Genomic DNA, 13,324 nt, shown 5'->3' with positions numbered 1-13,324 from the left:
GACTGGACCCTCAATCACAAATTAAATCTCAAACTCAACCTTACCATCTTCGGTTAACTCAAAGGGACCTGGTGTGATATCTGCATCGAGTCTCTTTGTTCCGAAAAAGTCGGAGTCAAACTGATATGGAGTGCTGTCTGGTTCCTCGTACTTCGTATCGGCGTGATACGTTTTTCCAAGCAGGTCAGTGGTAATCACCATCGCAGAATTGCCCTGAAGCAGCTCGGGATTATTAATCTGAATCTGCACCTTACCCAGCACAGGATCAATCTCAACGTTTATGCCCTTCTGTGTATGGATTACCGCATTCGATTCGTGACGACTTGGAACCGCATGGTTGAGATATATATTGCCACCCATAGCTACCGGTAGAACGGCATTGCCTATAAAGAAATCTTTGGCAGCATCGCCAAGCTCCTTAAGCTCCTCTTTGGTGTATTCCCACCACCTCTTATCTTTCACATTCGGATGTTTGTCATAGCCGCCAAGTCCTACAGCATGCAGATAACAAATGGAATTGTCCGGCACACCATCCATGACCGTCTTCCCGTCCTCCCCAACTTCATCCCTTGGTTTAAGGGGAAGATGCTCAAAGAAGGTAATAGGAACAGGCTCCTTATTGGCGTCGGCTTCGTTATCACCCACAAAGATATTGTTGTAGTACCTGTCATCACCTCCGGTAATGTTGGAGTATCCGGCCATAGCCGTCTCGTGAGGGAAGTGATACGGCGTAATCCGCGTAATTTCGGAACGAACGACAAATCGGCCTGCAAATAAATTATGAGCAAATGCCCCGCCTTGGGCCATATTTCTGAAATTCATAGGGGAGAGAAATAGATTGTGATCAACCATATACGGACCATGGCACACCTCAACGAAGAGGTCTTCAGATATGTTGTCAAAAAATACATTGCGGCTGATCCGAGTGCCCTGTGCCTGCCAGTCAAGCCAAAGCGCACGGTAACTGCTGTAGACGATATTCTCGTTAATTTGAGTATCTAGTGCAGCATGCAGTTTAATTCCCGCGACTTCGGCACCGTGTCTGAGCCGTTTATGGTGAATATTATAAATCCGGTTCTGATAAATGCGGCTGAATGCAGCTCCCATATGACCGACAATACCTGCCTGTTCACAATCATGAATCACATTACCACGAACGATGTGCCTGCCGACGTTATCCTTATGCCAGCCGGAGCGTAATGCTCGTAAAATAACTTCCTGTTCCCGTTGAGTCCCGCCTTTACTCCGCTTTTCCAAAGCGTTGGTGTGACCTGTGCCAATCTCGGTACCTAGACTAATACCAACGCATTTGGATTCACTGATTATATTGTTTTCAATAATCCAGCCCTTGCTCCAGTGAGGCCCAATCAAACCTTCCTGGTAGTCCGTAGGCGGTGCCCATTGAGGAGAAGCTTGGCGAAGTGTGAATCCGCTTACAGTTATATAGTTAAGTCCTGGTCTCTCAGGCCAGAAGCAGTATGGACGCACATTAATTTCTACATTCTCCTTACGAGGATCTTTCCCGCCAAAATTCGCCCAGATTTTGGTTGTGGTAGAGCCCACTTCGGCATACCACTTTAACAGTGAGTCCTTGGGATATTTGGCTTCAGGCCAGACTTCAGGCTTGTTAACGCTCTCAATACTATCGCATTCATACAAGGACTTACCATCCAAATAGACATCACCCAGATGAATCGGAAAAGGCCCGTCGAACAACCAGTCTCCACTGAGCTCTACCTCAAAGGGGTTACGAACGGAAAAGATGGAATTGAGCACCTCTGTGCTCCAAACATCGTCTCCTTCGGATGCCCAACTGGTAATCCGTTCAGCTCCTGTAATGACGACTTCGCCGTCTCCAGCAGATCGATAGATGATTCTATGCTCTGCCGTTCCTCCGTTCGCCGGGTTAACCCATTCCCTGTATACTCCCGCATGAACGATAACTGTATCACCAGCCATGGCATGAGCCGCAGCGCGTGATATGGTACGAAGGGGTTGATCCGCTGTTCCTTTTTGTTGATCATTTCCATGTACGGATACATGATATTCCATAATAACTCTCCTTCTTCCCACCTTAGATAGCTCGTAAGCGTTCCTTACAAGCTGAAGGCAGGATCATTATAAGATTATTGTTGGTTTAAGCTATTATACTAGAAAATAAATACAATGGGAGAGACAGGAAGAAGGATGTTTTATGAACAAGTACTCAGCAACATGGTTTCAGCAGCCTGTTAAGCGGCTTTCGATCCGACATTTTGCGTAAAACTTGATTATGAATCAAACTCGGTATATTTTCTATCGACATCTGTTGTTACCATAACAGCAAAGAGGAGAGATTGTATGGATAAAAAGATTAAACAACTGTTCACACAAGATATAATGAGACAGTCCGCACAATGTTTTGGGATACGCGAAGATTCCATTATCGAGTTAAACGGGTTTCAGAACTTCGTTTATTCCGGGGTAATCGGAGATCGAGAGGTTATTTTAAGAATCACGCATATCACACATCGGAATGAATCATTAACAAGAGCAGAACTGGATTTTGTCATGTTTCTGGCGGATCATGGGATGAAAGCAGCGAGGCCCATTCAGTCTTTATCAGGGGATTTCATTCATATCATTGACGAGTCCTTTACTGCAGCTGCTTTTGAGAAAGCGCCCGGCAGAAGTGCAGTTATAGCGGAAGAGAGCAGTACATTTTATGAGAATATTGGACAAATGGTTGGAAAGATACATAAGCTTTCACGTAATTATTCGCCTCAGATTCCACGTTTTGAATGGAATGATAATACCCTACTAGCTTCATTTAAGAAGTATTGCCCGCTGGAATTACATCCCAACTTTGATCTTATAATTACTGAAGTCAGCGCTCTACCGAAGGAAAAGGATACGTACGGTCTTATTCATGGGGATATCAGTCCTGGCAATTATCTTAACGATGAAGATGAAGCCTTTATTATTGACTACGACGAAGTCGAGTACAGTTGGTTTGTTTCTGATATTGCTGCACCATTATTTTATGAAATCCCTATTCCGTGGGTTGTGTCAGAAGATGTCAGGAAGGAGATCGCCAAACGCTACTACGGCAGCTTCTTAAACGGCTACACTAAAGAAAATACGATCAGTCAAGATCAGTTGAGCCAAATACCACTTTTTATCAATCTAAGGCAGGCTAGAGTTCTAGCTGCGCTGTATAGAAGCAGAGACTTTAACGCTCCTGATTGGAGCGAATGGTTTGAGCAGGCCCGACGCTTCTACTATGGAAATTTGTTAAATAACGCTCCCTATATTGAAATGGATTTTTTGCGATAATGTATACAAAACTTTAATAAAGACATTGAGTCAGGGTCATCCAACATAGGATGGCCCTGACTTGTTCTGCTCTAAGGAGCCAAACTTCAACGTAAGCTTAGAAATACAAACCAATTGTACTCACCCTCAATCAGTGTTACGCTGAGAATCGACAACCTCAAACTTACAATCTGCAGTACCTCCAACCATAATTACTAATTCAGATACCAAGAAAGGTAACACCATGATCAAAGTTGAACAACTATCCTTCTCGTTTCCGCAAAAAGAACTCTACAAAAATATTTCATTTACGCTTGAAGAAGGCCAACACTGCGCCTTTATCGGAACAAGCGGTAGTGGTAAAAGTACGCTGATCGAAATCCTGATGGACCCGGAAAGACATCTGTTCGAGGGGAAACTGGAGATTGACCCTGAGTATAGAATCGGATATGTGAGTCAGTTCTCGCAGGTAGACCCCACGGCAGAGATGACTGTTTTTGAATATATCGCGGAGGATTTTATCAAGATCCAGGATGAAATCACAGCCATGTATGCGGAGATGGGAACTGCGCCGGATATGGATTCGCTGCTGGAAAAGGTTCAATTAGCGCTGGACACATTAGATGCAATGGGTGGCGATGATTATGAAAGTACGATCCATAAGCAGCTGAATCTGGCCAACCTTCTGAAGCTAAAAGACGTTGGCGTATCTTCCTTGAGCGGCGGGGAATTCAAGCTTATTCAAGTAATGAAGGAAATGCTCCGTAGTCCGGATCTGATGATTATGGACGAACCGGATGTATTTTTAGACTTCGAAAATCTCAATGCGCTTAAACAATTGATTAACTCCCACAAAGGAATGCTGCTGGTCGTTACGCATAATCGCTATCTTTTGAATCATTGTTTCAACAAAATCATTCACCTCGAAAACTTGGAACTTCAGGAGTTTGACGGACGATATATCGAGTACAATTTCTCCTTGCTGCAGACTAAAATAGAGCTGCAGGAGATCGCGGTTGCTGAAGCGGAGGAGATCGAGAGGTACGATGGTGTCATCGAAAATCTCAGAGCGATTGCAACGATTAACTCAGAAGCTTCCAGAGGTAGAGCGTTAAAAGCGAGGGTGAAATTTCAAGAACGATTGGAAGCGCGCAGAATCAAAGCACCGTTTGTCGATATTAAGCAGCCGAATATCCGATTTGATCTGGATCATAAAGTCGAAGACAGCATGGCTGTCAAGGTCAGTGACTATAGTGTTTCCTTTGACGAGCTGCTTTTGAAAGATGTAAGCTTCGAGATCCAATCGACAGATAAAGTGGCCATCATCGGCCCAAATGGTACCGGAAAAACGACACTGCTCCGGGATATCTTTAAAAACAATCAGGATTCCATCGAAATCAATGATAATCTCAAGGCGGCTTATTTATCGCAGCTGCAGGGCGAGACACTCAAAGATACGAATACGATCCTCCATGAATTCATTGATGCCGGGTTTGAAACGTATGATGAGATCAGAGCCTATCTTGTAAACTACGGTTTTGAAGGTGAAATTCTGGATCAGAAGATCGCATCGCTGTCCGGTGGCGAAAAAAATATGCTCCAATTGGCTAAAGCTGCTGCGAGTCATGCCGATCTGCTCCTCCTTGACGAACCGACAAGCCATTTGGACATCTATACGCAGATCGCACTGGAGAAAGCGATTGAGGAATATCCAGGCGCAATCCTCATGATTTCCCATGATTTCTATTCCGTCGTAAACGGTATGGATTATGTACTTATCATTAACGACAAGACGATTAGAAAAATGAGTATGCGCAAATTCAGACAAATGATATATGCCAGACATTTCAGCAAGGATTATTTGGAAAATGAACAAAAGAAAAAAGCGGTTGAAATGCAAATCGAGTTGGCGTTGAAAGATACGGACTTTGAACGCGCAAAAGGCTTGGTCGATGAGTTGGAAGAGATTATCAAGCAGCTTTAATCACAGTAATAGAAAAGTATCCATACCAAAGACACTGAAGAGAAGCATTTCAGTGTCTTTTTGTTTCAATTTGAATTGGATGGGACGGAGCCTTTTGGATTACAGGTAATATTCACAAAGGTCATGCATCTATGCTCGCAACTAAGCTTTTTTCTTAATAGAGTCTACCATGTATACCCAACCAATCAGTCCACATAAGACAAAACCAAATGCATGCAGCGATCCGTATATGGGGATGAAATCGAGTATCGTCATAGAAAACATATTTTTGAGTAACGGATAGAGAATAGAAAGCACGATGACTGTGTAAAAGGCAGTGCAGGAAAGACCCAAAAAGAAGGCTGCCTTACGGTGCAGGGGGTTCCTTCTCAAATAAGCAAAGAGATATGTGGTGTAAATGACAATATTACAGGCGAACAGAGTGACACCAATGTACTCGATCGGCTTCGAGAAAATCATACCGAAAGCAATCAATAGGGGTCCGATAATATCGATGGCCACAACCCAGGGATACCAGCTTTTCTTCGTCATGATTCGTCCCAGTGCACCTATAAAAATCGGAACGATCGCAGATGAAAAATGAAAATGGACTGAGCTCAACGCGTGTGCTGCGGGATTGGCTTGGAACAGATTGACTTGATATTGATATAAGGTAAACCAGATGCCTCCGATAAAAAAATAGACCAGTCCTGCGCCAATGGCTATTTCTGCCGCATTTCTTTCGGAAATTAAAATAATGGTCGTACCATAGGTGCCAAGCAGCAGTGTAAACAGCAGCCATCCAAGAGAGAGAATACCCGGTATTTCCGTGTTTTCTAATCCCCACATCGTACTGCTCATGACGGAAAATAGGGTGAGAAGCGCTGCTGGATACTGAAGCCACTTCATAGCGGCATACAGGATGTGCTGCTGTTTATTTTTTTTATCGTAGTTCAAAAGCAAGATGACAAAAGGTACAATGACGAAAGCTGCAAACAGTAGAAATTTCTCAACAAGTTCAAATGGAAAGTAATCCAAATAAAATATAAGAATAGTCATGATTCCACCGGGAATCACGGGTACTAAAATTGATCTCATCGGCTGCTTCAGAGAACGATTCATGATGGTCCTTTCTCCATATGTATGAGTATATTTTGCCTTCATTCGGTTGTACGGCATCCATTAAGATAGATAGGCCATTCTCGTTTAAGTTTAACACTACGTAGGCAGAACTGGAAGTCGAGTAAATGTAATCTCTATGTTTGGCTGGGTTCATTGTGCTTGAGGTAATTCAACGGAATAAGAGATAGTTACTCTTCAGAAGGTGAGTCTACAGCTGAAAAGATACGATATGGTACAATGGAATTAACCGGCAGTTTAAAATATTACAGGGAAGTGACCGACATTTATGATCATTGCTGTCGATGTGTATTATGAGGAAAATCGAGCAAAATCAGTGGGGGTTATTTTTCAAAATTGGGAAGATGCTGAACCACTCGATATCATCACCTCTTACACGGGGAACCCTCACGAATACGAACCCGGCTCTTTCTACAAACGAGAACTTCCGTGCATACGTGAACTCATGAAAAATACCGACATTAATGAAATACATACTATTGTGGTAGATGGCTATGTATATTTAAACAACGAAAAAAGGCCTGGACTTGGACATTTTGTGTATAGAGAATTTTCTGAGAGAATTCCAGTGATCGGTGTCGCAAAAAATGCCTTTCACAATAATGAGGCTGTTGTCAAAGAGGTTTACCGGGGGAAAAGCACTAAACCTCTGTATATCACTTCTATCGGCATGGAGCTGGAAACTGCTGCACAGCACATACAGCGTATGTATGGGGAATACCGATTTCCGCATCTGCTGAAATTACTGGATAAGCAGACGAAGGAAGGCCAGCGATAACCAACTGGGGGAATTCATTATGTTGTTTCGGAAGAAAGAAACGCAGCTGGATCGAATCAAATACAAGCTCGAAAAAGCTATGCAGAAGGATACGGCTTTTTTGGTGTTTGGAGCATCTTCACACCAGTATAAGGTCGATCGGAAGCTGACACAAAAAGAGCTAACACAGTGGCAGGTAGAGAATCAGGTTACACTCCCGGAGTCTTATGCGCAGTTTTTAACGGAAGTGGGTAATGGAGGGGCCGGACCCTATTACGGATTATATTCAATAGGGAAGGCAGCTTCCTATACCGCTAGTCATGCACTCCATTCTAAATGTGTTCTGTACCCCGAGATGACAAAGGAGGATTGGAATCATCTTATAGAACCTTTGATTCGGGATGAGGACATCTCCGACCTGGAATATGAAGCAGCCCGTGAACGGGTGCTGGGTGGCATGCTGTGCATTGGCACACAAGGCTGCGAGTACGATATGTATCTCATACTTGAAGGGACTTATAGAGGTAAGGTCGTTTACACTTCAGATTTTCATCCGGATCATCCCTTTTTCTTTGTCTACGAAGAACACTTTCTGGACTGGTATGAGCGCTGGTTGGATGAAATCATTTTGGATTATGATATCACTTGGTTTGGCAGTCGAATGCCGGGTGATGAACAGGCGCTGATACAGGTTTATCAAAACGCTGCCAATAGAGAAATGGAGACCAAAGCTCTTGAGGGAATGTTTAAGTTTAAGAAAGTGACGCAGCCCACCATTGAATTCTTAATCAGCGCTGCAGAGCAAAGTCAACATGATCGCTCGACAGCCATCCAGTTAATCTGCAAAACCTCTATTGACGCAGGAAGAGAACTCCTGCTTGAGCTGATGCATTCAGAAAGAAATGAAGATTTCTTACAAGCTTTAAACATTCTGAACTGGTACGGTAAATCTGCTGATTTAACGGAGTTTATACAAGTGATACTGCAAAGCCTGGACAGAGTTCAAGATCCGGAAACGTTACGTCATGTGGGGTATGTCTTGGAATCATCGGGCGCAATTACCCTTCAAAACTTTGCACCGTTCTTGTGCCACACTGATCCGAACATACAAACTGCTGCAATCTATGCTGCACGAAATTGTTCTAACAAGTCGGAAGAGTGGGAAATAATGGAGCAAATGTTGATGGGCAGCGACCAAAAAGAAGTTTTGAAACATACAATTTCATATTGGGGCCTTATTCCTCATGAAAAGTTATTACCTTATTACAAGGCCGTGTGGCCTGAATATAAAAACCAACCTCATTTCAGAGAAAAATTCATAGATTGTTTGAAAGAATTAGATTTGCGAGATGATTATTTTGATGAACAATAATTTGCTTAGAGATGCATTCTGTCGCTGCGAAACGACCACAGCATTTCGCTCCACCCTAATCCACTACCCTATGAGGTTGTGGATTTTTTGCTTGTTGAGCTCTTTTTGTTATTGCTAAAAGCTATGACCAGTCATGCTTTTTTCATATTACGGGTGATCATTTTGATCATGCTATACTCAGGAAACTAAAAGAGTTAGAAGGAGATTTTACTATGATACCATTTCGTAACGATCACGTTGGAAGCTTCCTACGTCCTGCGAACTTGAGTCAGGCACGTGAACAATATAAAACTGGCACGATTACATATGAGGAACTAAGATCTGTGGAAGATCAAGAGATTATTCGATTAATTGATAAACAAAAAGAAAATGGCGTACTCGCTATTACGGATGGTGAGTTCCGCAGAAGCTGGTGGCACTTTGATTTTCTGGGCGGCTTGGATGGCGTAGAGCTGTATGAGGAAATTGATGGACCTCAGTTCCATAACATGCAGACTCGCAAGGGTGGAATTCGGGTTGTAGGTAAGGTCGATTTCTCTACACATCCCTTTGTGGAGCACTTTAAATTCGTGAAAAAACATGCAGGTGACGCCGTGGCGAAACAAACCATTCCAAGTCCGAATATGCTTCTTTATCGATTGGAAAACGGCGCCAACAGCTATACGGATCGGGAGCAATTCATTCAGGATACGATTGCGGCCTATCAAAAAGCCATTCAAGCCTTCTATGATGCGGGCTGTCGTTATCTGCAATTAGATGATACAGCTTGGGCAGATCTCTTCTCAGAGGCTGGCCATGATAAACTGCGCGCTAAAGGTTTGGAACCAGCGGAAGAGTTGAAAACGATGCAGCACATGATTAATGAAACTTTGGCTTATAAACCGGCAGATTTAGTTGTGACGATGCATATTTGTCGGGGTAACTATAAATCCAACTATTTCTCAACGGGTGGTTACGATTATGCTTCTGAGGTTATATTTGGAGGCTTAAACGTAGATGGCTTATTTTTAGAATTTGACGATGAGCGCTCAGGTAGTTTCGAGCCATTAAAATATGTGAATCGACCAGATTTGAAAATCGTGCTTGGTTTAATCACATCGAAAACCGGCGAGTTAGAAAATAAAGAGCAGATCAAAGCCCGGATTGCAGAAGCGGCAGCTTATGTTCCTCTTGATCAGCTTTGTCTGAGCCCACAATGCGGCTTTTCTTCCACCGAAGAAGGCAATATTTTAACAGAAGAACAACAATGGCGTAAACTGCGTTATGTGAAGGAAATTGCAGAGGAAGTATGGACCTAACGGAGGGAATTTCGTATGACGATTCAAGCAGATCAAGAGACAGTTACAGTTGAAGCCTTTATTAACGGTCAGCATGTAAAATCCCTTTCGCAGTTAGCAAAAGAGAATCCGGCCAACCCTGCTGAAATCGTAGGTTATTTTCCTGTTACTACGAAAGAACAAGCGGTCACCGCCATCGAAGCAGCGTCGGTTGCTTTTAAAACATGGAAAAAGACCTCCATTGATGAACGCATTACTCGGATGCGCAAGGCGATAGAGAAAATTAAAGCAGCAGAGAATGAAATTGTGAATTTGCTGTCCAGAGAGCATGGTAAACCGCTGTATGATGCACATGGTGAAATATTTGTTTCGCTGATGTGGATGGAGTTTGCTTGTAATGAAGCTGCATCCGTTCTGGCGGAAGAGATCCATGAGCATGACCATGGTAAAACCATTGTATCCTATGATCCAATTGGTGCGGTGGCAGCGATTAGTCCATGGAACTATCCTATTGCTCTATCTACGATCAAGATCGCACCAGCTTTACTTGCGGGCAATACGATTGTGCTTAAACCGAGTCCATATGCACCACTTGCGGCGGCGAAGGTGGCAGAGATCATTGCGAGTGAGTTCCCGGCTGGTGTAATCAATGTTGTATACGGTGATGCCGATGTGGGCGTTGAACTGACGAGTCATCCTCTCGTGACAAAAATCGCCTTTACAGGTGGAACCGCAACAGCGAAGCATATTATCAAAGCCGCTTCCGAAACGATTAAGGATATGACGCTGGAGCTTGGCGGGAATGACGCGGCAATCTTCTTGGAAAGCTTTGACGTTCATGATGAGCGAGCTATGCGCCGGATTGTCATCTCTAACTTCTTGACGACAGGCCAAATCTGTATGATTGCCAAACGCGTATATGTACACCGTTCGATTTATAATGGATTTGTGGAAAAATATATAGAAGCCGCCAATCGTTGGATTCGAATTGGTGATCCATTTGATCCAAATACGACGGTAGGTCCCGTCAATAACCTGAAGCAGAGAGATTATGTGCAAAGCTTGGTTGAAGATGCGCAAAAGCGCGGGGCCAAGGTCATCCCTCTCGGCCAAATTCTTGATCAGCAGCGGTTTGAACAAGGATACTACCTGCAGCCAACACTTGTTTTGGATTGCGATGTTCATGATCCGATTGTCATGGAGGAACAGTTTGGTCCTACCGTTCCGATTCTGCCCTTTGACGATGAAGAGCAGGCCATTAAACTGCACAATGAAAGTATATATGGACTTACGAGTTCTGTATGGGGAAAAGAAGAGGATGCCATCTCTCTGGCCCGTGAGCTTGAAGCTGGAACAACGATGATCAATACAGCTGCTGTGCAGGGGCTTGATGTCCGGTTCCCTTTTGGCGGCTTCAAGCAATCGGGTATTGGCCGTGAATACGGTGCGGAGGGGATTCGCACGTATACGGAAAAGCATGTAATCAACGTTCCGAAGACACTGGATCTTCCGTATATACCTGAATAAATAGTATCTCAAATTCCAAAACTTTGGCATCACCCAGTCACACAGAGAATGTACATGTGAAATTGAAGTGTGGATCTCCATGAATTGCGTTTTGTTTACTGATTGTTAAATCAGTAGGCAGGGCGCTTTTTTCTTTGATATAAGATTCGTAACCAATATTTTAACACTGTAAATACGGCACATAGCGATTGGAGGCAGCTCAGTGCGAATCAGGCTCCACAATATGTATGCTTTTGCTGAATACGGCAATATATGATGTCCTTTAAAATTCCAGAAATGAGGTTAAACGTAGGTGGATCAGAGACAGGTCTTCTTTATAATGAAGATGAGTGCTGTATACGAATAAAATAAGTGAATATCCGATTCTGGAGAGGGAGTTGTAAAGTGACTATAGAGAATCAAGCGAATATTTTGACTGCTAGAGTAGAATCTATTCTTTATTATGCCAAACCTTTCTTAACCAATGAACATAGAGCAGGCTGGATCGGCGGAAATGCACCCGAGTTTTTTGACGACCAAGCAGAACACATCCACGAAGGTAACCAGAAGTATGCTTTTTATCTGAGCCTTAACCACCCCTTCAAACCAGAGTGCATGATTTCGATCTTTATCCCTGAGGATCGTGATATCTATTTGGAGAATAACATCTATCCTCACTGCTCAATCAAGGTAATCGAACATCCTGTTTCAGCGGAAAGCACACAGGCGTCCTTTACTCACAAGGATCTGATAAAACACTCCATCTCACACGGAGAACGAAGCAAGGACGAAATATCAATGGAGCAGCCCTTTTTGATTAAGGTGGGCGGTAATCCGAGACTGATTCAGAATGAAGACTATTATTTCGCAAAGCTCAAGAAGGATTCACTATCATTCTTTTTCCAAGTCGATGAAGATGGTTATCCCGATACATTGATACGAGAGGATGGTAATTATCCATTTGGTTTTGGTTCGCTATATATTTTCGCCAAAATGGAAAAGGAGATACAGCACCCTACAGCCGGTTTCTGTCAATTTTCTTAAGTGTAATGGATGAAAATCCTAAGTCATGAAAGGAAGAGTGATATGAAAGTGTAGATGGCCTTGTGCGCTCTATGAATTTGGGCTGAAGCTGGCCGTTTCAGAATAGGCGAATACAGCGCCTGATATAATGGAAACTTTATGTAGTGGCTATGCAAAGTTTGGTTAAGGTATTCACTGCCTATATCCAACGCAATTACAATGTTATCCTTTTCCTAGGTCAGATGCGCACCTGATGAATTCTAATTGGGAAAGGAAGAAGATAAGATGAGTAGGGACAGTATCATTAGATCAATACTTTCAGAGAATGTGTGTATCACGCCGAATGGGTTTAGCGCCGATCAATTGAACGTGGAACAGTTTAAAGCCTGCCACGAGTTATTCTTTGACAAGATCATGGAAATTCATAGATCCGATATCAAGGGAATAGAGGGCTGCGGTGAGTTTGATGATGAATGTAATACAGAATACGGGAGCTGTGAGGAGTTTCTGGTCGGAACATTTGCAGAGCATAAAGAGGGCTACTGGTACAATTGGAAAGAGATGTTCCAGACAACAATACTTGATCGTGATTTTTTTGAAACATACTTGCAGGAAATGAAGAACAGAATTCCGTACTGTGAAGGAAAACGTTACTTGGTATATAACAATGCATTCTTCGATAATTTGATTACGGATGGCAGGACGATGATCGGATTTCCCGACTGGAGCAGGTCCGGCATCTGCGATTTCCTTCTCGATTTTGCGATCATGGACTTGAATAAGCCGTACTTGCAAATTCCGGAATTGCTGTTCGACTACTGCAGGAAAAGAAACATCGTCATACCCGATTTTCAGGAAAGATTCTTATGTATGGCGTATTATAAAGGGATTGATGTGCTGCGCTGGCATGCTTCAATTGATGATACGGAGTCCTGCAGATCCATTATGAAGTCCATCAGTGAATTAAAAGATCGATTATATGCCTTATAGAT

Annotated in this window: 10 protein-coding genes; 8 read left to right on the top strand and 2 right to left on the bottom strand. The window is 43.1% G+C overall.

The genetic code is table 11. The features are described from left to right. Positions 1–21: 21 nt before the first annotated feature. The gene (locus MKY97_RS28690) at positions 22–2,052 is read right to left on the bottom strand and encodes a right-handed parallel beta-helix repeat-containing protein (RefSeq protein ID WP_342553528.1); all 2,031 of its coding nucleotides are present in this window, start codon (positions 2,050–2,052) and stop codon (positions 22–24) included. Positions 2,053–2,340: 288 nt separating this feature from the next. On the opposite strand from MKY97_RS28690, the gene MKY97_RS28685 reads away from it, so the two are divergent. Together MKY97_RS28685 and MKY97_RS28680 are read left to right on the top strand one after the other, a co-directional pair. Further along, positions 2,341–3,315, top strand: a complete 975-nt coding sequence (locus tag MKY97_RS28685; RefSeq protein WP_342553527.1) for a phosphotransferase — start codon at positions 2,341–2,343, stop codon at positions 3,313–3,315. A 223-nt stretch (positions 3,316–3,538) separates the two neighbouring features. Beyond that, on the top strand, positions 3,539–5,278 hold the full coding sequence (locus tag MKY97_RS28680; protein ID WP_342553526.1) for an ATP-binding cassette domain-containing protein: 1,740 nt from the start codon (positions 3,539–3,541) through the stop codon (positions 5,276–5,278). A gap of 141 nt (positions 5,279–5,419) precedes the next feature. Here MKY97_RS28680 and MKY97_RS28675 read toward each other — a convergent pair whose 3' ends face one another. Beyond that, a complete protein-coding gene (locus tag MKY97_RS28675) occupies positions 5,420–6,379 on the bottom strand; it encodes a YndJ family transporter (RefSeq protein WP_342553525.1) in 960 nt (319 codons plus the stop codon). A gap of 286 nt (positions 6,380–6,665) precedes the next feature. Between MKY97_RS28675 and MKY97_RS28670 the strand changes: the two genes are divergently transcribed. The 6 genes from MKY97_RS28670 to MKY97_RS28645 all read left to right on the top strand — a co-directional run bounded on the left by MKY97_RS28670 (position 6,666) and on the right by MKY97_RS28645 (position 13,322). Further along, positions 6,666–7,175 carry an endonuclease V gene (locus tag MKY97_RS28670; protein ID WP_342553524.1) on the top strand — a complete coding sequence of 170 codons (510 nt, stop codon included), beginning with the start codon at positions 6,666–6,668 and terminating at the stop codon, positions 7,173–7,175. 19 nt (positions 7,176–7,194) lie between these two features. Further along, complete coding sequence (locus tag MKY97_RS28665) at positions 7,195–8,526, top strand: SMI1/KNR4 family protein (protein WP_342553523.1); 1,332 nt, start codon at positions 7,195–7,197, stop codon at positions 8,524–8,526. A 212-nt stretch (positions 8,527–8,738) separates the two neighbouring features. After that, positions 8,739–9,824, top strand: coding sequence for a 5-methyltetrahydropteroyltriglutamate--homocysteine S-methyltransferase (locus MKY97_RS28660; protein ID WP_342553522.1), 1,086 nt, complete (start codon positions 8,739–8,741; stop codon positions 9,822–9,824). Between the two features lie 15 nt (positions 9,825–9,839). Further along, positions 9,840–11,330, top strand: coding sequence for an aldehyde dehydrogenase family protein (locus MKY97_RS28655; protein ID WP_342553521.1), 1,491 nt, complete (start codon positions 9,840–9,842; stop codon positions 11,328–11,330). Positions 11,331–11,714: 384 nt separating this feature from the next. Beyond that, positions 11,715–12,353: a hypothetical protein gene (locus tag MKY97_RS28650; protein WP_342553520.1), complete on the top strand. Its 639-nt coding sequence runs from the start codon at positions 11,715–11,717 to the stop codon at positions 12,351–12,353. A 264-nt stretch (positions 12,354–12,617) separates the two neighbouring features. Continuing rightward, entirely contained in the window at positions 12,618–13,322 is a 705-nt protein-coding gene (locus MKY97_RS28645) for a hypothetical protein (protein ID WP_342553519.1), read from the top strand. Positions 13,323–13,324 lie beyond the last annotated feature (2 nt).

It is taken from the genome of Paenibacillus sp. FSL R7-0652, from assembly GCF_038595045.1.
Classification (GTDB): domain Bacteria; phylum Bacillota; class Bacilli; order Paenibacillales; family Paenibacillaceae; genus Paenibacillus.
The sequence above is the reverse complement of the archived record's forward strand: the minus strand, read 5'-3'. Positions and strand labels throughout refer to the sequence as shown.